We start from the raw sequence: 19,403 nt of genomic DNA, 5'->3' as shown, positions 1-19,403 counted from the left end.
AGTGACTGGGATGCCAGCGGGCGACACCGCCTCTACGCAGCGCAATCAGGCCGTCGCAGCCAGCGATGTTCCCGCTCCGTAGGTACTCAATCACGGGACCCCGGGTTCGCGAGGATGTTTCGGCGTCCTCCGTCTCAGGAGACCAACAACCCCTGGTGGCCGCCGCTGTCGCGGAGCACCGCGAGGGCCTCGGCGACAGCCAGCGGGGGCGGCGCGGGCAGGTCGTACGGCTGGGCGCGCAGCACCTCGGTGGCCCGGCGGGTGGGCACCGAGGTGACCGGGTAACCCCGCGCGGTGGTGCGGTCCAACGCCCGACGCCGCCGACCGAACCCGGCGACGGCCAGCCACTGCGGCAGCCCGGCCAGCGCGGGTGAGCGCACCCCGGGCGGCTCGGGCAACACGTCCACCGAGCTGAACGCCTCGCTGCCGGCCAGCCACCACTCGGCCTCGTCGACGCTGCGTCGGGTGGCGTTCTCACACCAGTACGGCACCAGCCCCGCCCGCACCACCTGCCACGGGTCGAGCAGTCGACCGCACTCCACCACCAACCGGTCACCGGTCTTGCCGGCGCGCCGCAGCCATCGCCGGTACAGGTCGGCCACGCCCGCGCTCAGCGCCGACGGCCGGGGCACCAGCACCCGGTGCAGGGGGTGCTGGTGCCGGGTGGACCAGTCCCGCGCGGCCAGCTCGAAGCCCGAGTCGACGCCGTGCTCGGCGTACGCCGACGGCACTGACACCTCCGGCGGCTCCCACCGGGTCGCGTCGCCGCCGACGGAGCGCAGCACCTGTCGCAACGCGTGGCTGTCGGGGTGGAAGTCGACAGGGTCCAGCCCGCTTCCCGGGCAGCCGACCTGGAAGCTGTGCGCCGCTCCGCGCTCCAGCACCGGCCAGGTGCGCGCGTCGCTGACCAGCAGCACTGGGGCACCCGGCACCAGCAGGTCGGCCAGGAACCGCGTGTACGCGGCCGGTAGGGCCCTCCACGCGGCGGTCAGCGAGACCGTCGCCCCGGTCAGCGCGCCACGGCTCGCCGGGCAGTGCACCTGGCGCAGGTGCAGGTCGGCGTTGCCGGCGAGCAACCGGGTGGCGAGTGCGGCGCCATGCTCCGCGGCGTCCGCCGGGCGGTCCACCCCGCCGTCGGACCAGTGCACCGTCATCTCGAAGCCCGCCGGTAGCCACGGCACGCCGAGGGCCACCGCGAGGTGAGCGGCCGCGCCGTGCGGAGAGCCGATCAGCACCCCGGGGTAGCGCCGACGGGGGTACTGGTCGACGAACCAGCGGGCCACCCGGGCGGCGTCCACCTCGTCGGTCTGGGCCACGGTGAGCGCGACCCGGCCGGCGGCGCGGGTGACCGCGGCACGGCGTACCGGCTCGGGGGCGCCGGGGAACCGCGACGTCGGCCCGGTGTGCCCGAGGTCGGCGCAGTCGACTCCGCGCAGTGCTCGGGCGGTGGCGGCGACCAGCACCCGGGCGGAGCTGCCCACGGCCACGACCCGGTCGCCGGCGAGACCGGCGCCATCGGCCGTGAGCCCCTTGTGCACCTTGTGCACCGGCCCCACCTTGCCTCGTTCGCTCACCACGCGGCCCGGCTTCCCGTCCCGATGGGGTTCAAACGGGGCATCACCCACCCGGCGGCACATTCTGCTGGTCAGCGGGGTGCCCCGGTCATCACCGGCGTTCGGCGGCTCGGGTTTCGCCAGGGCCAGGACGGGCACTTCCGGGGCCATGCGCACCGACGACACCAGCGAGCCAGCCGCAGCCACGATCACCCCGTACGAGGACGGACCGCTGCTGGTCCGTGGCGACTTCGCATTGGTCACCCCGGACGGCGAGCGCATCGACGCGCGGCGGGGCACCGTGGCGTTGTGCCGGTGCGGCAAGTCGGCGCTCAAGCCGTTCTGCGACGGCACTCACAAGGCGATCAACTTCCGCGCGGGCACCGCTCGCGAGGGCTGACCCCGCTCCTTCGCCACGCCTCGTGACGAAGGAGTGGGGACGAGAGGCCGTCCCCGACCCACGTCCTTTGCTCTGCTTCAACGAACGCAACAGTTCCAGGTCCATACCGTTGCGCGGGTTGAAGCAGAGCAAAGGTGGCACGCAGGGGCCGGGCGGGGCACCGCGCCCGGCCCGGCCGCGGCGCGGCATCCCCGTCGCGGCCGTCAGCCGACGACGGTCCGGACCGGCGGGGCCACCGCGGCGCACGCGGCCACGGCGAGCGAGACGGTCGGCGGCACGGCCGGCGGGGCCGGCGGGCGCAGCGAGCTGCGGCCGGCGGCCCAGCTGTCCAGCAGGTGCGCGGCGAACAGCCGGTCCACAGCGAGCCCGGCCGCCGCACCGAAGAGCACATCGGAGGCGAGGGCCGGCTCGACGCGGACCAGGCCGCCGCACATGTCGTGCGCGGCGATCTGCTCGTGCACCGCGTCGGCCTCGACGTGCTCGTCGTAGAAGCGGGTGGCCACCTCGTCGAAGCCGAGCCGGCGTAACCCGTTGCCGTAGCGACGGTTGGGCAGCGAGGAGGTCATCTCGAACGCCGCCAGGTGCCCGAGCAGCGCGCCGCGCAACCGTCGGTGCAGCCCGAACAGCGACATCAGGTTGTTGGTCGCCAACGTCACCGCCGGCGCCACGTCGATGTGCGCCCCGTAGCCGGTGTCCAGGCCCAGCCGCTCGAGGGTACTCCGGAACAGCTCGGCGTGCATCCGGTCCAGCCGCCCGCTGCCGTACTCGTCGGTCTGGATCTCCACGAGCGCTGCCTTGGCCGGGCCACCGAGGCGGGGCAGCGCCCAGCTGTGCGGGTCCGCCTCCCGCAGGTGGTAGACGGAGCGGTGGGCGGCGAACTCGCGGAACTGGGTGAGGTCGGCGCGGCGTTGCAGCGTCGCCGCCAGCGCCGGACCGTCGTCTTCCGCGACCAGCTCGGCCAGGCCGGCCGCCACCCCGGCGGCGGGCACCGGCGGCGGGGTGGCCAGCCGGCGCAGCGCCGCCTCGAAGACCCGTTCGCAGCGGGCACGCAGCGCCAGTAGCGTCGGCTGCCACTCCCACGACTCGTCCACCCCGGCCCAGCCCCGGTAGTGCAGCTCGTAGCAGAGGAACAGCGTGAGCTGCAGGTCCTCGTCGGTGAACGGGTCCGGCGGGTAGACGTCGACGCCGAGATCGACCGGCAGGTCGTGCGGCGGGTGCCGCAGAGCCTCCACGACCGCTGCGGAGAGCGGACCCCGTGCCGTCGGCAGGGTCGCGGGACCGTAGCGGCGGTCGGCGGGCTCGGACATGGGACCTCCAGCGTCGTCGGGCCGCTACTCATGCCCTGGTCCGGGGTGGCTAAACGAGGTCGTCGGCGTTCGCGGTGACCTCCACCTGCTCGCGGACCTTCCGGGCCGGAGCGCCCTCGGCGTACAGGCCGCGCAGGTCGGCGAAGGCGGGCTCCGGCGGCGCCAGCGACACCGCCGGGTCGACGACCGCCTCCAGTACGCAGGGGCGGTCCGCGGCGAGGGCCTCGTCCCAGGCCGCGCCGACCAGCTCCGGACGGTCCACCCGCACCCCGTGCAGCCCCAGCAGCCGGGCCCACCCGGCGTACGGCACGTCGGGGCGGCGGTGGGTCGGGTCGGACGACGGTTGTCGCCCACCACCCATGCCGTTCTGGTCCCGGTTGTTGAGCACCAGCACCACCAGCCGCGGGTCGCGCCACTGCTGCCAGAGGTGCGAGACGGTGATCAGTTCGGCGAGCCCGTTGAGCTGCATCGCCCCGTCTCCGACCAGCGCGACCACCGGCTGGTCGGGGGCGGCGAGCTTGGCCGCCACCGCGTACGGCAGCGCGCAGCCCATCGAGCCGAGGGTGCCGCACAGCTGCGCGTTGACCCCCGGCGGCAGGGTCAGGTGCCGGGCGTACCAGTAGAGGACCGACCCGACGTCGACAGCGACCGCGCCGGTGCCGGGCATCCGGGCGGACAACTCCTGCAGGACGAGCTGCGGGTTGACCGGGTCCGCGGCGGCGGCAGCCCGCTCGGCGGCGACCTCCCGCCAGCGGTCCACCGAGCTCTCGACTGTGGCACGCCACTGCTGTTCGGACCGGCCGCGCAACCGGCTCAGCAGCGCCCGCAGCGTCTCGGCGGCATCGCCGACCAGCGGCACGTCGGCCGGGTAGCGGGTGCCGATGCGTCGGCCGTCGATGTCGATCTGCACAGTGCGCGCCTGCTCCGGCATCGGGAAGTAGTCGGTCCACGGGTCGTTGGTGCCGATCATCAGCAGCGTGTCGCACCCACCCATCAGCTCGGCCGCCGCCGGGGTGCCGACCTCGCCGAGCACCCCGGTGTGGAACGGCAACCGCTCGTCGAGCACCGGCTTGCCGAGCAGCGAGGTGGCCACCCCGGCCCCCAGCCGGTCGGCGATCTCGATGATCTCGGCGGCCGCGTCCCGACCACCCTGGCCCACCAGGATCGCGGTCCGCTGGCCGCCGCTGAGCAGCTGCGCGGCGGCGTCCAGGTCCACCTCGTGCGGCAGGACCCGGGCCAGCGGCTCGCCGGGGGTCGCCGTGATCACCCCGGCGCCGTACGACTGCAGGTCGGGCACCAGCGCCTCCTGCAACTGTCGGGGCAGCACCACGCACGTCGGGCTGCGGGTCGCCGCCGCCGTCCGGAACGCCTGGTCCAGCAGCGCCCCCACCTCGTCGGGGCTGCGGCCGTACCTGACGAACTGGTTGCACACGTCCCCGAAGAGCCGGCTCAGCCCGATCTCCTGGTGCGCGCCGCCGAGCGGCCCGGAGATGTCCTCCCCGACGATGGCCACCACCGGCTTGCTGTCCAGCTTGGCGTCGTAGAGGCCGTTGAGCAGCTGGACGGCGCTGGGCCCCTGGGTGGCGAGGCAGACCCCGATGCCGCCGGTGAACTTGGCGTGCCCGGTTGCCATGAACGAGGCGGTCTCCTCGTGCCGGGCCGGGATGAACGCCGGCTCGCCGCCGGTGCGGTCCAGCGCGTCGACCAGTGGAGCGATCGCCTCACCCGGGAACCCGAAGGCGCGGGGCACCCGCCAGGCCAGCAGTCGTTCCACGACCACGTCCGCGACTGTGCGGTCAACCATTGCCGCGCCCGGGTGTGCTGGGGTCGACGTAGCGCAGTACCGCGCCTACGCCGTCGGCGAGGTCCGGCGCCTCGTCGGGGCCGAGCACGGTCAGGGCCGCGTCGGTGCCGACGAGAGCTCGGACCAGCGCCGCGTCGGCGCGTACCCGCTGCGGGTCGGCCACCGACATCGCGGCCAACTGCCCCGGGTCGACGGCGATCTCGGTGGGTTCCGCCCCGATCCACAATTCACCGTTCGCCGACGGGTCGTCCACGATGATCATCATGTCGACCTGGTTGCGTTGCAGGGCCGAGACGACAGCGTCGAGGCCGCCGCCCACGTCCTCCTGCACGCCGAACTTGTCCAGCGCGGCGCTGATCCGCTGGTCGGCGATCTCCGCGATGGTCTGCACGGTGAGGTCGTCCAGCATCGTCTGGTCGGCGCCGCCGGCCCGCGACCCGGCATCGGTACGGACCACCTGGTCCTGCCAGCGCTCCGGCATCTGGGCGGCGATCATTCCGGTGGCCCGGACGTCACCGGCGACCACCACCACGTCCGCGCCGACCCGGTCGGCCAGCTGCACTGTCGCCGCTGTGACGTCGCCGGCGTTCTGGTGCCACGCCTCCATGGCCGCCCGCTGATAGCGCGACTGGGACCAGCCGCCGGGCTTCGTGCGCCGCAGCGGGTACTCGTCGCGGCCGGCGACGTGCGCACGCCGGGGCACCCCGCCGGCGCTGACCGCCATCGCGTCGGCGCCGAGACGGTCGGCGATCACACGTACCCAGGCCACCTGCTCGCCGCGCTGGGCGAGCAGCGGCATCACGTGCGGCAACGGGCCGACGTTGGCCAGGTCCCGCAGTGGCGGCGCGGACAGGTACTCGGAGAGCACCACCTGGCCGTGACTGGCGAAGAGCGCCAGGCCGTAGTCCCCGACCATCGGATCATGACCTCGGACCACCCGGTCCAGCGCGGCGATGTTCGCCTCGTCCGCCCCCTGTTCGGCCAGGCTGCGTTCCAGGGCACGCCAGCGCAGGTCCAGGGCGGGTTTGGCGTCCTCCGTGTCCGCGGAGGCGTCCAGATACACCGAGCACCACGGCCCGGGACGGTCGTAGAGCGGGCGCAGGAAGGACAGCTGCATGCTCGACCCCTTTCCAGCTCGGCCCCTCGCTTACCCGGGTCGCGGGGGATGTCACCTCGCGGCCGTGAGCCCGTGACCAGGTTTCATTCACGTCGTTCAACCGAGGACGTCGATACGATCTGTGAACACAAGCGGACTCTCGGTGGTGGAAATGGACAGCGGACTCGACACCCGACGGATCGTGCACCCGACGGAACGAATCGTCACCGGGCGGCTGATCCGCCTGCTCGACGGCTACACCCGTGAGGTACGCATCGGTCAGCCGGTGCTGGTGGCGGTGCTCACCGCGGCGGCCTTCGCCCGGCTGCCCGCCCTGCTGCTGCGCTCGCTCTTCTCGTTCGGCGGCGGCGGCACCCGCCGTCGCTGGAAGGAGCTGAAGCAGGGTCCGGAATACCTGGTCACCCCGGTGCGGCTACGCAACACCGCCGGTCAGCTCTGCGAGGTGGAGCTGCACGGGCACCTGCCACAGAGCGCCCTGCACCCGGCAGACCAGGTGCAGCTCACCCTGCGCCCGCAACGCGACCCGGAGCTGCCGCCCCGGATCGAGCGGATCGTCAACCTCACCACCGGGCAGCTGCTGACCCCGCGTACGGCGACGCTCTGGTCGCATCTCGGGCCGCCACTGCTGTTGCAGGCTTTCCTGGGCACGCTGCTGTTGGCGGGCATCGCGGCCTGCTCCGCGCTGACCTGATCGACCCGGGCGGGTCGGCGCTTCAGCCGACCGCGACGGGTGCGCGGTCGGGTCGGCGGTTCAGCCGACCGGGGCGGGCTCGCGGGCGGGTCGGCGGTTCAGCCGACCGGGGCGGGCTCGCGGGCCGGCTGCCGGTCGACGCCGAGCATGCCCCGGCGGCGGGCCCAGCGCTCGAAGGCCAGGGTGGCGAACGGCGGCACCGCGCTGGCCAGGGCCACCGCCGTGGCCAGCAGGCTCCACCGGTGCAGCCGGGCCACGGCCAGCACCAGCAGGACATAGGCGACGAACAGCCCGCCGTGGATCGGCCCGAAGATCTTGACGCCCAGCTCGTTGTCGGGCGGACCGTACTTGACCAGCATGCCGACCAGCAGGGCCAGCCAGGAGCAGGCCTCGGCGATCGCCGCCGCGACGAACAGCCGGGTCACCTTCTCGCGCATCCGCACGCCACCACCTCTCGGGCCGCAATGCTATCGGTCCTGTCTGACTGGGCTAACAGGGCGGGCAGTTGGGTAGGAAAGGGTCCTCGGGTCTTCCCCCGCCCGCCGATCACGTGCGAGGTTAGGGGGACCAGCGGTGACGGGGTGGTGACCATGGGCGAGGACGTCGGCGTACGAACCTTCAGTCGAGAGGATCGAGCCCGCTACCGCGACAAGGTCCGCCGCTGCCTGGATGTCTTCGCCGAGATGCTGCGCGAGTCCCGCTTCGACCTCGACCGGCCGATGACCGGCGTGGAGATCGAGCTGAACCTGGTCGACGAGGCCTCGAATCCGGCGATGCGCAACGCCGACGTGCTGGCGGCCATCGCCGATGAGAGTTTCCAGACCGAGCTGGGCCAGTTCAACGTCGAGATCAACGTGCCGCCGCGCCGGCTGACCGGCACCGGCACCGCCGACTTCGAGGAGTACGTGCGGGCCAGCCTCAACGCCGCCGAGGTGAAGGCCCGGGCGATCGGCGCGCACATGGTCATGATCGGGATCCTGCCGACGCTGCGCCCCGAGCACCTGACCGCCGAGACGCTGTCGGCCAACCCCCGCTACAAGCTGCTCAACGAGCAGATCTTCGCGGCCCGCGGCGAGGACCTGCCGATCGCCATCAGCGGTGTGGAACGTCTGGCGGTCACCGCCGACACAATCACCCCGGAGGCGGCCTGCACCAGCACCCAGTTCCACCTCCAGGTCAGCCCGGCCCAGTTCGCCGACTACTGGAACGCCGCCCAGGCGGTGGCCGGCGTCCAGGTCGCGGTCGGCGCGAACTCGCCGTTGTTCTTCGGCCGGGAGTTGTGGCGCGAAACCCGCATTCCGCTGTTCCAGCAGGCCACCGACACCCGGTCGGAGGAGATAAAAGCCCAGGGGGTACGCCCCCGGGTCTGGTTCGGCGAACGCTGGATCACCAGCGTGTTCGACCTGTTCGAGGAAAACGTGCGCTACTTCCCGGCGCTGCTGCCGGTCTGCGACCCGGAGGACCCGGCGCAGGCCCTCGCGGCCGGTGAAGTGCCCAATCTGGCCGAGTTGCGCCTGCACAACGGCACCGTCTACCGGTGGAACCGCCCGGTGTACGACGTGTCACGGGGCCGGCCGCACCTGCGTGTGGAAAATCGGGTGCTGCCCGCCGGCCCGACAGTGCTGGACACCATCGCCAACGGCGCCTTCTACTTCGGGTTGGTGCGCGCCCTCGCCGAGTCGGACCGGCCGCTGTGGTCGCAGATGTCGTTCAGCGCCGCAGAGGAAAACTTCACCAGCTGCGCCCGGCACGGCGTCGACGCGCAGGTCTTCTGGCCCGGTCTCGGTTACCTGCCCGTCACCGAGCTGGTGTTGCGCCGGTTGCTGCCGATGGCGCATCACGGCCTGGACCGGTGGGGGCTCGACCCGGCCGAGCGCGACCGGTTGCTCGGCATCATCGAGCAGCGCTGCCTGACCGGCCGCAACGGCGCGACCTGGCAGGTGGAGACGCTGCACCGGTTGGAGTCGGCCGACCACCTGGACCGGCCGGAGGCGCTGCGCGAGGTGGTCCGACACTACGTCGACCTGATGCACAGCAACCGGCCGGTGCACGAGTGGCCGATCCCTTGAGCACACCGGATGGGTCGCCCGATCGGCGCGGGGCTCAGCCTCGCGGGGTGGGAACACCGAAGAGATCGGTGATGCCGCCGGGAAGCTGGGCCAGCAGGTCGTGTCGCTCGTCGTCGTTCAGCGCCTCGGCGACGGTACGCAACACCGCCTGGGCGTGTTGACGCACCTGGTCCGCGTTCGCGACCTGTTCGCGGTCGCCGACGTTCTTCAGGAACTCGCCGACGTCCCACCGGCGGCCCTGCGGGTTGCGGGTGACGGATCCGTTCAGCCGCTCCGGTAGCTGTGCCGCCAGGTTGTCTGCCTCCTGCCCGGCGAGCCGTTCACCGAGCACCGACAGGACGGCCTGTATGGACCGTACGGCCTCGTTCTCACCGAGGCCCGCGCGCTGTCGTACCGTGGCGATCATCTGCTCGTACTCCATGCCCCGCTCCTTCGGTCTCGTCGGCATGCCGTCAGGCCTGCCTGCGGACGAACGGGGCGAGTTCCCCGGCTCCCTGGCGGCAAACGGGGTCACGCGCGGATCCGGACTCCCCGCCATCGGCGGGCGGGGCCGCACAAAACATGCCAGTCACGTCACTCGGGTTGCCGGCTGAGCCGGGTCGGGCCGTGCCGGAGGCTCGCCCGCTGGCGCAGGGCCACCGCGCGTCCGCGCGGACGGACGCCGTCCTTTGTGGACCCCCATGGCGATCGAAGTCCGTCGTAGGCTGTGGCAGCTCGCACACATCGTCTGATCACGATGAGGGGACGCACGCCGATGGCCACTTCTGGAACAGACCCAGCCGCGATCCAGGAGCCCACGCGGGTTCCCCTGTCCCGTCGACACATGCTGCGGATGGGAGCGGCGGCGGCCGGTGGCGCGGTGCTCGTCGGCTCGGCGGAGGCAACGTCCGCGCAGGCCGCGCCGGCTGGCGCGAAGCGCGTCCTGCGGGCGCCGGCGCTGGCACCCGGTGACCGGGTCCGGGTGGTCTCGCCCGGCAGCACGCCCGACCCCACGAACATGGCTCGCGGCATCGAGATCCTGCGGAGCTGGGGCCTGGAGGTCGAGCTGGGCAGGCACGTCTTCACCAGGTACGGCTATCTGGCCGGCACCGACGCGCAGCGGCTGGCCGACCTGAACGCCGCCCTCACCGACCCGGGCGTCCGGGCCGTCTTCGCCGCCCGCGGTGGTTACGGCACGCAGCGGATCGTCGACCAGATCGACGTGTCTGTTCTGCGCAGGGACCCCCGGGTGGTCGTCGGTTTCAGCGACATCACCAGCATCCACGGCAAGCTCTGGCGCGAGACGGGCCTGGTCACCTTCTACGGCCCCATGGTCAACTGGAGTGACGACCGCACCGGCCCCGACTCGGCCGAGGCGCTGCGCACCGCGGTGATGACCACAGCACCGGTCACGATCTCCCGGGACCCGGCCGAGACAGCCGCTTCCGTGGTGGTGCCGGGGAGGGCTTCGGGGCCTCTGCTCGGCGGTTGCCTGACGTTGATCTCCACCTCGCTCGGCGCGGAGGACTCCCCGAAGTTCGACGGCGCGATCCTCTTCTTCGAGGACGTGGACGAGGCTCCGTACAGCATCGACAGCATGCTGACCGAGCTGCGCCGGGTGGGCGTGCTGCGCAGGGTCGCCGGTGTGGTCATCGGCCAGATCACCAACAGTGTCGGTGAGCCGGGCGAGTGGGACGCGGCATCGGTGCTCAAGGACCGCCTGTACGACCTGGGCGTGCCGGTCCTGGGTGGGCTACGGCTGGGGCATGGCAACGGGCAGCTCACCGTTCCGTTGGGCTCGCGCGCCACGATCGACGCCGCGGCGGGGACCCTGACCGTGGAGCCGGGGGTCCGCCCGCGCTAGCGCTCAGGCCTGCGGCGTCGGGTCCCAGGGTGACGGGTCGTCGCGCAGCCGGCTGTACAGGTAGCCGTCGCGCCACTGGCCAGCCCGAAACTCGCTGGCCCGCACGACGCCCTCAAGCTGGAAGCCGGCCTTTTCCAGCGCCCGTTGCTCGGCGACGTTCTCCGGGTGCGTACCGGCCTGGATGCGCTGGGCAGGGCTGTGGTGGAAGAGGTAGTCGCAGAGCAACGCCTGGGCGCGCCAGCCGATGCCCCTCCCCCGCCACTGCGGCAGCAGGGCGATGCCGATCTCCCAGTACGATGCCCGGCCGGCGTAACGCCCAGCGGTGTAGCTGACGATGCCGGCGGCGGCCTGCTTCTGCTCGACCTCCACGACGAGCCGTCCGTCGTCCTCGCCGAGGTAGCCGTCGACGGCGAACCGCCGCGCCGGCGCCCCGGCGTCCCGGAAGCCGGCCCAGTCCAAACCGATCAGGCCCGGCTCGGTGCAGAACCGCCGGAGCATCGCCAGGTCGGGCTCGGCAACCGGCCGTAGCCGGACAGTGAGATCGACCGAGACAGCCACCGACATACCGCCACTCTCCATGGCGCCACGCTAGCTTGCGCAGAGCCGAAGCTGGGTTCGGGGCGTGTGCGCGCAGAGCGACCGGCGTTGGTAGCCGAGGCTCTGGTCGGCTCCTTTGGAGTTGAATCGTTGACGACATCACCCCCAGCCCGAGCCCCCGCCTGCCCCAGCCCACCCCACCCCACCCCAGCCCAGCCCGGCCCAGCCCGGCCCACCCCAGCCCAGCCCAGCCCGACCCAGCCCGACCCAGCCCGACCCAGCCGCCGGACTCTCTGGCAGAGGCAGCCAAACCAGCCGGGCTGAATCGTTGCGACATCAACTCCAAAGGCAGCGTGCGAAGAACTTCTCCGCCGGCAGACCTCGCCGCCGGTCAAACCTTGAGCAGCACCTTCGTACAGTCGTCCTGCTTCTTCTGGAAGATCTTGTAGCCCTTCGGCGCGTCCCGCAGCGGCATCCGGTGGCTGACGATGAAGCTCGGGTCGATCTCGCCGCGCTGGATGCGCTCCAGTAGCGGCCGGGTGTAGCGCTGGACGTGGCACTGACCGGTCCGCATGACCAGCGAGCGGTTCATGAACGCGCCCATCGGGAACTTGTCGACGAAGCCGCCGTACGCGCCGACGACCGAGACCACCCCGCCGGAGCGGCAGGCGAGGATCGCCTGTCGCAGCGCGAACGGTCGTTCCGTCTCCACCCGCGCGGCCTGCTTGGCCCGGTCGTAGGCGTACATGGCGGCGTTGGCGTGGTGGCCCTCCATGCCCACCGCGTCGATGCACGCGTCGGGGCCCCGGCCGGCGGTCATCTCGTTGAGGGCGTCCAGCACGTCGGTTTCCTCGTAGTTGATCGTCTCGGCGTCGATGTGCTCCTCGGCCAGCCGCAGCCGGTACGGGAACCGGTCGATGACGATCACCCGCTCCGCGCCGAGCAGCCGGGCGCTGGCCGCGGCGAGCAGCCCGACCGGCCCGGCCCCCCAGACGGCGATCACCTGCCCGGGTTTGATGTCGCACATCTCGGCGCCCATGTAGCCGGTCGGGAACACGTCGGCCAGCATCACCGCCTGGTCGTCGCTGATCTCGTCGGGCACCTTGACCGGACCGACGTCGGCGAACGGCACCCGGGCGTACTCGGCCTGGCCACCGGCGTAGCCGCCGAGCAGGTGCGAGTAGCCGAAGATGCCGGCGGGCGAGTGCCCCATGATCTTCTCGGCGATGCCGGCGTTCGGGTTGGAGTTCTCGCAGACCGAGTAGAGGCCACGCTGGCAGGACGAGCAGTGCCCGCAGGCGATCGGGAAGGGCACCACCACCCGGTCGCCGGGGGCGAGGTTGCGGACCTGCGGGCCCACCTCCACCACCTCGCCCATGAACTCGTGGCCGAGGATGTCGCCCTTGCGCATCGCGGGGATGTAGCCGTGGTAGAGGTGCAGGTCGGAGCCGCAGATCGCGGTGGTGCTGATCCGGACGATCGCGTCCCGGGAGTTCATGATCTTCGGGTCGGGTACGTCGATGACCTTGACGCTGTCGGCGCCCATCCAGGCGGTGGCCTTCATTCTCGGTCCCTTTCGGAGAGCTCGGGCGGTCAGCGGCGGGACGCCGGCAGCGGCTGGGCGGGTCGCTGCATGGCCTGTTGGCGTACGGAGATGCCGTTGGGACTGCCCTCGGAGCGGACGACCTCGCCGGTCTCCAGCACCTGCTTGAAGCGGCGCAGGTCGTCACGGACCTGCTGCTCGGGTTCCTCGCCGAAGAGCTTCGCCACCGCTCGGCCGAGCGCGCCGGCCGGTGGCGCGTAGCGCAGCTCCACCCGCACCTCGGTCCCCCGGTCGCCGGGCGCGGGCACGAACCGGACCCGGCCGGCGTTGGGCACCCGGGTCCCCGGCAGCGACCGCCAGGTGATCGACTTGTTCGGCTGGTCGTCGATGATCTCGGCGTCCCACTCGACGCGGTGCCCGGCCGGGCCACTGGCGATCCAGTGCGAACGGCGCAGGTCGTCGGCGCGGACGGACTCCAGGTGCGCCATGAACCGGGGCAGGTTCTCCATGTCCCGCCAGAACCGGTACGCCTCGGCGGGCGACCGGTTCACAGTCACCGCGATCTGCATCCTGATCAGCCGGGCGCGGGCCCGTCCAGCCCGCCCGACGCGGACGGCGGCGAGCACGTCGACAGCGGTGATGCCGGCGATGGCGAGCGTGGTCAGCGCGACTCGGCGGCGGCGTTCACCGCTGCGGTCGGCGAGGGCCCGCCCGAGCACTGTGAGGTCCATGGCGTCGCCGGCCACCCGGCTCCAGGCCCAGCTGGCCGGACGACGACCGCTGAGCAGGCCGGCGGCGCTGCCCAACTCCCGTAGGCCGATGGCCGGAAGCACGGACCGCGCGGCCGGGGAGTCGTCCACCCCGGTCAGTCGCGCGACGGGTCCGGGCGCGACCAGCGCGCCCACTCCCAGGGCCAGGCTCAGCAGGCCGAGCGCGCTCGGCAGCGTCGCCGGCACCGGCCGGTCCAGCTCCGGCAGGAGCACAGTGTCGACACGACTCATGTCCGGTCCCTTCCGGTGGGCGTCGCCGCCGGCCCGCCGGCGGGGGCGGCGGTGGTCCCCGCCCCCGTGACGTTATGTCGTACCGGTGCCGCGCGCGCCGGGTTCGGGGGAGAACGTCAGACGCGGGCGGTGTGGGCGAGATCGCCTACGGCATCGGTCGGCATCGCGACATTGACCGATTTGGATCACTTGAATGCCGTTACCGTCGGCCCAACCCGTCGCGCCGCCGGAAGGACATCCCCATGAGCCGCGCTCTGCTGCGCCAGCTGACCGCCACCATCGCCGTCGTACTGCTCGTCGGGGAGGCCGCCGCGCCGGCTGCCGCGCGTACCCCCGGGTCGCCCGCGCCCGGCGGTGTCCGCACCGTGGTCCGCGACGCGACGACCGGCGCACCGGTCCCCCGGGCCTGCGCCGCGCTCGTCCCGGTGGACGCCGCGGCGTTGGCGGCGGTCACGCTCGGCGAGGACCAGCTCGGACGGTACGGGGGTTGCGCCGACGAGCAGGGAGTCCTGGTGACCGGGGACGTCGCCCCGGGGAGGTACCGGCTGCTGGTGCGCCCCTACGACACGACGGTGCACGGCTGGCAGTGGGTGGGCCGGCACGGTGGCACCGGTGAGCGTGAGCGGGCCCGGGTGGTCCAGGTACGCGCCGGTGCGGTGACCGGCGTGCCGGACATCCGGCTCGACCCGCCCGGCACCGTGGTCGGAGTGGTGACCGACGCGGCGACGGGCGCCCCGGTTCCGCGCGCCCGGGTCATGGTGGTGCCGTACGTGCCGGATCCGAAGTACGGCGACCACAGCCCGACCACCGACGACGACGGCCGCTACACGATCACCGGCCTCGGCCCGTACCACTGGCCCGTGCAGTTTGCCGCCGCCGGCCTGGCGACGGTGTGGTCCGGTGGGGTGGGCAGTCGGCAGCAGGCGCGGCCGGTGCGGGTCCGCAGCCACCAGACGGTGACCCTGAACCAGGCGCTACCCGCCGGGACGCCGCTCGGCGGGGCGGTACGGGTCGACGAGCTGCTCACCTACGCCCAGGTGATGGCGTTCGACCCGGCCACCGGGGACCTGGCCGGCGTCGCGGACGTGGGCAGCGGTTACGCCCTGCGCCTGCTCCCCGGGCAGCGGGTGAAGCTGCGCTGCGACTGCGCGTACACCCCGCCGGTCTGGCACCGCGACGCCGCCGGCTTCGACGCCGCGACCCCGGTGCGGGTCGGGCGGGCCCCGGTCGTGGTGGACTTCGACCTCGGCTGACCCGGATTCTGGTCGTCCACCGGAACCTTCTCCCCGGCCCATTGGTGGGAATGGTGGAGAAGGGGGGTGGCGGTGTCCGACGGCGATCTGATCTCCGAGCTCTACGCCGGCTGTTTCCGACGCCTGGTGGTCCAGCTGTACGCGGTGACCGGCGACCTGACCGAGGCGCAGGAGGCGGTCCAGGAGGCGTTCACCCGTGCGCTGGTGTCGCCGGGGCGGTTCGCCGGGCTGGAGAACCCGGAGGCCTGGTTGCGTCGGGTCGCCGTGAACTGGGCCCGCAGCCGGTACCGCCGTCGTCGGATGCTGGACGGCCTGCTGCGCCGGATCGGCCCGCCGCCGGCCGTCGCCGACCACTCCCCGGAGCACCTCGCCCTGCTCGCCGCGCTGCGCGTGCTACCCGAGGGGCAGCGACACGCGCTGGCCCTGCACTACCTCGTCGACCTGCCGGTGGACGAGGTCGCCGCCACGCTGGGCGTGTCGTCCGGGACGGTGAAGTCCCGGTTGTCACGGGGCAGGGTGGCCCTGGCGGCACTGCTCGCCGACGCCGACGCTACGGAAACCGGGAGGATCGATGTCCGGTCGTGAGTTTTCCGGATTCGACGTGGACACCGTCACCGAGGCCGTGTCACCGCCTCCCCTCGACGAGCTGCGCACCACCGCCCGGTCCCGTCGGCACCGGTCGGTCGCGATGGTGGCGACCGCGCTGGTCGTACTGGCCGGGCTGGCGGTCGTACCGCTGGTGGTCGAGCCGGACCGGGCCGCGCCGGCCGACCCGCCGACGCCGTCAGACGGGCAGTTCAGCCAACTCACGCTGACCGGGCCCGACGCCGGGGTCGACGTGCGGCAGGACGGCTGCGTCGTGCGCTTCTCGTACACCGGCGACGGTGGCCGCAGTTGGTCGGACTGGGACGCGGCGCGCTTCGAGGGCACCAGATGCGCGGCCGGCACCGCGGCCGGGACGCCGGGCAGCGGCACTGACTTCTCCGTCCTCGGTGAGCGGTCCTACCTGGTCACCGACTCGGGGCTGGCCCACCTCTCCACTGACTACGGCCGCACCTGGCGGGACGCGGGTTCGGCGATCGTCGCCGTACCCACGTTTCCGGCGACGGCCCGACCGGTCCTCTGCGGATTCGGCTGCGCACCGGTGTCGGAGCCGCTGGCGGTGGACCCGTCGAGTGGAACGGTGTACCGCCTCACCGCCAGGGCGCCCACGCAGCGTCCGCTGTTCAGCCTCTACCCGGCAGCGGACGGCAGCATCTGGGCCACGTACCGGACGTCGAGCGCCCAGGGGTCAACCGTCGCGCGCAGCGCCGACCGAGGCGCGACCTGGACCACCTGGGAGGTGGGCGACGGCGGGGACGTGATCGCAGCGGTCGGGCTCGACGACCGGAACGGGTACGTGCTGACCGAACCGTCGACGGCGGGCGGCGGGATGCGGCTGCTGCGGACCACGAACGGCGCGAAGACCTGGACGGACACCGGCGCCGAGTTGCCCGCGCAGGCGCACTACGACCTCACGGTGGGCTCGGACCGGTCCCTGCTGGCGATCACGTCCGGTGCGGGCACCGAACCCGACCGCCGCGCGCGGCTGCTGGTCAGCCGGGACGACGGGCGGCAGTTCACTGTCGCCCGGGAGTACGGCCGGCTCGTCGGCGCGGTCAGTGTCGCGCCCGGCTACGCCTGGCTCTTCGGGCGTGACGACGGGTCGACGGGCGAGCCGGAACACGTCCTCGTCACCGCGGACGCGACCACCTGGACGCGTTTCTCGCTCGCACCCTGAACATGGGGGCACCACCCGGCGTTACAAGTGCGCGGCAGCGGGTAGCCGGCATCCGCTCTTACCAGCGCCGGAGGAGGTGGGATGTCGGAGACCAGCGCCTTCTTCGAGCGGTTGACCGGGGCTGGCCAGGATCCGCGGTTCAGCAAGGTCTGCGGCAGCGTGCGATTCGACATCCGCGACGACGGCACCCTGGAGCAGTGGCTGCTGGACATCGATCATGGCCGGATGCGGGTGACCCGAAGCGGCGCCCCCGCCACCACTGTGATCCAGGTGTCCGCGCAGGTCGCGGAGGCGATGGCGCGGGGCGAGGTGAACGGGCTCGCGGCGATCACCCGGGGCGAGATCATGGTCGACGGTGATCTCGCCCTGGCGTTGCGCATCGGGCGGCTGTTTCCGCGAGAGCCCGGGCGGCTTCAACGCGACGCTCCCGACAGTGGGACGTGACCGTGAGGGACATCGCGGGCACTGTGGCGTGCATCGACGGGAACACCTTCATGGTGTCCGACGCCAGCGGCGACGTGCAGCCGTCCCCGAGCACCCCGGTCGGCCTCTTCGCCGCTGACACGCGCTTTCTGTCCCGCTGGCGGCTCACTGTCAACGGCGAGTGCATGACCGCGCTGTCGGTGGACGACAGCCAGTACTTCGAGGTCACGTTCTTCGCGGTGCCCGGCGCGGCGGTGGACTACGTGGAGGCCGACGTTTCGGCCATCCGGCGCAGGCGCATCGGCCCGGACCTCACCGAGTCGCTGACGATCTTCAATTACGGCGAGCGGGACATGACGCTCGACGTGCGTCTGGAGGTGGCCGCCGACTTCGCCGACATCTTCGAGATCAAGTTCGACATCGGCGACAAGAGCGGCGCGTACTACACGCACGTCGGCACGAACGAGTTGCGGCTGGGCTACCGGCGCGGCACCTTCCGACGTGAGGTCGTCGTGTCGGCGAGTGAGCCCGCGGAGTACGACCCGGGCGGCCTCCGGTTCGCGGTCCGGCTGCGCCCCGAGCAGCAGTGGTCCACCCAGTTGCAGGCCGTCATGCTGGCGCTGCGCCCGGACGGCGTCGACCTGCGCAGCGCCCTGCGGGCCCAACGGCCGGACGACTCCACACTGCCCAGGAGCATGCAGGCCTGGGTAGCGGCGGCCCCGACCCTGGACACCGACAGCGTCGGCCTCCAGCAGGTCTACCACCGCAGCCTGGTGGACCTGGCGGCGCTGCGCTTCGCTCCGCTCTCGCTCGGCGGGGCGAGCGTGCCCGCGGCCGGGTTGCCCTGGTTCATGACCCTGTTCGGTCGCGACAGCCTGTTGACCTGCCTGCAGACCCTGCCGGTCACCCCGTCGCTGACCCCACCGACACTGCGGATCCTCGCGTCGCTGCAGGGCGCCCGAACCGATGACGTGTTGGAGGAGGACCCGGGCCGGATCCTGCACGAGCTGCGCTACGGGGAGTCGGCCGCGTTCGAGGAGCAGCCGCACTCCCCCTACTACGGCACCGTGGACGCCTCGCCGCTGTTCGTGGTGCTGCTCGACGAGTACGAGCGGTGGAGCGGCGACACAACGCTGGTGCGGGAGTTGGAGCAGGAGGCCCGCGCGGCTCTGGCCTGGATCGACAGGTATGCGGACCTGACCTCCACCGGCTACGTCTGGTACCAGCGACGCAACCGCGCCACCGGCCTGGACAACCAGTGCTGGAAGGACTCCTGGGACAGCATCTCCTACGCCGACGGCCGGCTGCCAGGCTTCCCGAGGGCCACCTGCGAGACCCAGGGGTACGCCTACGACGCGAAGATGCGGGGGGCACGACTGGCCCGTACGTTCTGGGGTGACCCTGCCTTCGCGGAGCGGCTGGAGAGCGAGGCGGCGGCCCTGTACGACAGGTTCAACCGGGACTTCTGGCTTGAGGACCGCGGCTTCTACGCCCTCGCGCTCGACCACGACGGCACTCCCGTGGACAGCCTGTCGTCAAACATCGGGCACCTGTTGTGGAGCGGCATCGTGCCACCGGAGCGGGCTGCGCGGGTGGTCGAACACCTGATGGGGCCGGCGCTCTTCTCCGGTTGGGGGGTGCGGACGTTCGCCGAGGGGCAGCGCCGCTACAACCCGCTCGGCTACCACAACGGCACGGTCTGGCCGTTCGACAACTCGTTCATCGCCTGGGGTCTGCGCCGCTACGGGTTCGGCAACGAGGCGGCCCGCATCGCCGAGGGCATCCTCTCCGCCGCCACCTACTTCGAGGGTCGGTTACCCGAGGCGTTCGGCGGGTTCCACCGCGACACCACCCGGTTTCCGATCCGGTACCCGACCGCCGGCAGCCCGCAGGCCTGGTCCAGCGGCGCCACGATGCTGCTGATCCGCACCATGCTCGGTATCAACCCGCACGATGACCACCTGGCCGTGGACCCCGCGCTGCCCACCGCCTTCGGGCGGATCGCGCTCCTGGACATCCCCGGCCGTTGGGGCAAGCGCGACGCGTTCGCCCGCCAACGCCCGGACCAGCGCTGACGGCACG

The 19,403-nt window shown here is 72.4% G+C and carries 18 protein-coding genes; 9 read left to right on the top strand and 9 right to left on the bottom strand.

What is annotated here, in order from left to right:
• Positions 1–134 precede the first annotated feature (134 nt).
• Positions 135–1,577: a hypothetical protein gene (locus tag MED01_RS31675; protein WP_238672130.1), complete on the bottom strand. Its 1,443-nt coding sequence runs from the start codon at positions 1,575–1,577 to the stop codon at positions 135–137.
• Between the two features lie 145 nt (positions 1,578–1,722).
• On the opposite strand from MED01_RS31675, the gene MED01_RS31670 reads away from it, so the two are divergent.
• The gene (locus tag MED01_RS31670) at positions 1,723–1,953 is read left to right on the top strand and encodes a CDGSH iron-sulfur domain-containing protein (protein ID WP_238672129.1); all 231 of its coding nucleotides are present in this window, start codon (positions 1,723–1,725) and stop codon (positions 1,951–1,953) included.
• Between the two features lie 203 nt (positions 1,954–2,156).
• On the opposite strand, the gene MED01_RS31665 is transcribed toward MED01_RS31670, so the two are convergent.
• From MED01_RS31665 to MED01_RS31655, 3 genes are read right to left on the bottom strand one after another with little or no spacing between them, the layout of a single operon-like run.
• Entirely contained in the window at positions 2,157–3,260 is a 1,104-nt protein-coding gene (locus MED01_RS31665) for an iron-containing redox enzyme family protein (RefSeq protein ID WP_238672128.1), read from the bottom strand.
• A gap of 49 nt (positions 3,261–3,309) precedes the next feature.
• Positions 3,310–5,064 carry a thiamine pyrophosphate-binding protein gene (locus MED01_RS31660; protein ID WP_238672127.1) on the bottom strand — a complete coding sequence of 585 codons (1,755 nt, stop codon included), beginning with the start codon at positions 5,062–5,064 and terminating at the stop codon, positions 3,310–3,312.
• A complete protein-coding gene (locus MED01_RS31655) occupies positions 5,057–6,181 on the bottom strand; it encodes a baeRF2 domain-containing protein (protein WP_238672126.1) in 1,125 nt (374 codons plus the stop codon). Before MED01_RS31655 ends, MED01_RS31660 begins: the two co-directional genes overlap by 8 nt.
• Before the next feature lie 142 nt (positions 6,182–6,323).
• On the opposite strand from MED01_RS31655, the gene MED01_RS31650 reads away from it, so the two are divergent.
• Positions 6,324–6,872: a hypothetical protein gene (locus tag MED01_RS31650; RefSeq protein ID WP_238672190.1), complete on the top strand. Its 549-nt coding sequence runs from the start codon at positions 6,324–6,326 to the stop codon at positions 6,870–6,872.
• Between the two features lie 98 nt (positions 6,873–6,970).
• Here the strand turns inward: MED01_RS31650 and MED01_RS31645 are convergent, their stop codons facing one another.
• Complete coding sequence (locus MED01_RS31645; protein WP_112602008.1) at positions 6,971–7,309, bottom strand: DUF3817 domain-containing protein; 339 nt, start codon at positions 7,307–7,309, stop codon at positions 6,971–6,973.
• Between the two features lie 153 nt (positions 7,310–7,462).
• On the opposite strand from MED01_RS31645, the gene MED01_RS31640 reads away from it, so the two are divergent.
• Positions 7,463–8,941, top strand: coding sequence for a glutamate-cysteine ligase family protein (locus tag MED01_RS31640; protein ID WP_238672125.1), 1,479 nt, complete (start codon positions 7,463–7,465; stop codon positions 8,939–8,941).
• 34 nt (positions 8,942–8,975) lie between these two features.
• Here MED01_RS31640 and MED01_RS31635 read toward each other — a convergent pair whose 3' ends face one another.
• The gene (locus MED01_RS31635) at positions 8,976–9,362 is read right to left on the bottom strand and encodes a DUF2267 domain-containing protein (RefSeq protein ID WP_238672124.1); all 387 of its coding nucleotides are present in this window, start codon (positions 9,360–9,362) and stop codon (positions 8,976–8,978) included.
• A 402-nt stretch (positions 9,363–9,764) separates the two neighbouring features.
• On the opposite strand from MED01_RS31635, the gene MED01_RS31630 reads away from it, so the two are divergent.
• Complete coding sequence (locus MED01_RS31630; protein WP_238672123.1) at positions 9,765–10,784, top strand: S66 peptidase family protein; 1,020 nt, start codon at positions 9,765–9,767, stop codon at positions 10,782–10,784.
• Positions 10,785–10,787: 3 nt separating this feature from the next.
• Here the strand turns inward: MED01_RS31630 and MED01_RS31625 are convergent, their stop codons facing one another.
• From MED01_RS31625 to MED01_RS31615, 3 genes are all read right to left on the bottom strand, one after another.
• On the bottom strand, positions 10,788–11,363 hold the full coding sequence (locus tag MED01_RS31625) for a GNAT family N-acetyltransferase (protein ID WP_238672122.1): 576 nt from the start codon (positions 11,361–11,363) through the stop codon (positions 10,788–10,790).
• Between the two features lie 349 nt (positions 11,364–11,712).
• Positions 11,713–12,885, bottom strand: a complete 1,173-nt coding sequence (locus tag MED01_RS31620; protein WP_238672121.1) for a zinc-dependent alcohol dehydrogenase — start codon at positions 12,883–12,885, stop codon at positions 11,713–11,715.
• A 29-nt stretch (positions 12,886–12,914) separates the two neighbouring features.
• A complete protein-coding gene (locus MED01_RS31615; RefSeq protein ID WP_238672120.1) occupies positions 12,915–13,865 on the bottom strand; it encodes an SRPBCC family protein in 951 nt (316 codons plus the stop codon).
• A 242-nt stretch (positions 13,866–14,107) separates the two neighbouring features.
• On the opposite strand from MED01_RS31615, the gene MED01_RS31610 reads away from it, so the two are divergent.
• From MED01_RS31610 to MED01_RS31590, 5 genes are all read left to right on the top strand, one after another.
• Positions 14,108–15,118 carry a carboxypeptidase-like regulatory domain-containing protein gene (locus MED01_RS31610; protein WP_238672119.1) on the top strand — a complete coding sequence of 337 codons (1,011 nt, stop codon included), beginning with the start codon at positions 14,108–14,110 and terminating at the stop codon, positions 15,116–15,118.
• Positions 15,119–15,190: 72 nt separating this feature from the next.
• Positions 15,191–15,703, top strand: a complete 513-nt coding sequence (locus MED01_RS31605) for an RNA polymerase sigma factor (protein ID WP_238672118.1) — start codon at positions 15,191–15,193, stop codon at positions 15,701–15,703.
• Entirely contained in the window at positions 15,690–16,898 is a 1,209-nt protein-coding gene (locus MED01_RS31600) for a WD40/YVTN/BNR-like repeat-containing protein (RefSeq protein ID WP_238672117.1), read from the top strand. The genes MED01_RS31605 and MED01_RS31600 overlap by 14 nt, the downstream gene beginning before the upstream one ends.
• An 81-nt stretch (positions 16,899–16,979) precedes the next feature.
• Positions 16,980–17,342 (top strand): SCP2 sterol-binding domain-containing protein, encoded by a 363-nt coding sequence (locus MED01_RS31595; RefSeq protein WP_238672116.1) that lies wholly within the window; start codon positions 16,980–16,982, stop codon positions 17,340–17,342.
• A gap of 11 nt (positions 17,343–17,353) precedes the next feature.
• A complete protein-coding gene (locus tag MED01_RS31590) occupies positions 17,354–19,396 on the top strand; it encodes an amylo-alpha-1,6-glucosidase (protein ID WP_238672189.1) in 2,043 nt (680 codons plus the stop codon).
• Positions 19,397–19,403: the final 7 nt, after the last annotated feature.

Source organism: Micromonospora alfalfae (assembly GCF_022230925.1).
Taxonomy (GTDB): Bacteria; Actinomycetota; Actinomycetes; order Mycobacteriales; family Micromonosporaceae; genus Micromonospora; species Micromonospora alfalfae.
This window is presented reverse-complemented; position numbering and strand designations above follow the sequence as displayed.

Excerpts from the sequence above, each read along its gene's own strand:
- MED01_RS31670 (WP_238672129.1), top strand. The coding sequence starts at position 1,723 with ATGCGCACCGACGACACCAGCGAGCCAGCCGCAGCCACGATCACCCCG.
- MED01_RS31665 (WP_238672128.1), bottom strand. The coding sequence starts at position 3,260 with ATGTCCGAGCCCGCCGACCGCCGCTACGGTCCCGCGACCCTGCCGACG.
- MED01_RS31630 (WP_238672123.1), top strand. The coding sequence starts at position 9,765 with ATGCTGCGGATGGGAGCGGCGGCGGCCGGTGGCGCGGTGCTCGTCGGC.
- MED01_RS31640 (WP_238672125.1), top strand. The coding sequence starts at position 7,463 with ATGGGCGAGGACGTCGGCGTACGAACCTTCAGTCGAGAGGATCGAGCC.
- MED01_RS31645 (WP_112602008.1), bottom strand. The coding sequence starts at position 7,309 with ATGCGCGAGAAGGTGACCCGGCTGTTCGTCGCGGCGGCGATCGCCGAG.
- MED01_RS31595 (WP_238672116.1), top strand. The coding sequence starts at position 16,980 with ATGTCGGAGACCAGCGCCTTCTTCGAGCGGTTGACCGGGGCTGGCCAG.
- MED01_RS31655 (WP_238672126.1), bottom strand. The coding sequence starts at position 6,181 with ATGCAGCTGTCCTTCCTGCGCCCGCTCTACGACCGTCCCGGGCCGTGG.
- MED01_RS31660 (WP_238672127.1), bottom strand. The coding sequence starts at position 5,064 with ATGGTTGACCGCACAGTCGCGGACGTGGTCGTGGAACGACTGCTGGCC.
- MED01_RS31635 (WP_238672124.1), bottom strand. The coding sequence starts at position 9,362 with ATGGAGTACGAGCAGATGATCGCCACGGTACGACAGCGCGCGGGCCTC.
- MED01_RS31625 (WP_238672122.1), bottom strand. The coding sequence starts at position 11,363 with ATGGAGAGTGGCGGTATGTCGGTGGCTGTCTCGGTCGATCTCACTGTC.
- MED01_RS31610 (WP_238672119.1), top strand. The coding sequence starts at position 14,108 with ATGAGCCGCGCTCTGCTGCGCCAGCTGACCGCCACCATCGCCGTCGTA.
- MED01_RS31600 (WP_238672117.1), top strand. The coding sequence starts at position 15,690 with ATGTCCGGTCGTGAGTTTTCCGGATTCGACGTGGACACCGTCACCGAG.
- MED01_RS31615 (WP_238672120.1), bottom strand. The coding sequence starts at position 13,865 with ATGAGTCGTGTCGACACTGTGCTCCTGCCGGAGCTGGACCGGCCGGTG.
- MED01_RS31620 (WP_238672121.1), bottom strand. The coding sequence starts at position 12,885 with ATGAAGGCCACCGCCTGGATGGGCGCCGACAGCGTCAAGGTCATCGAC.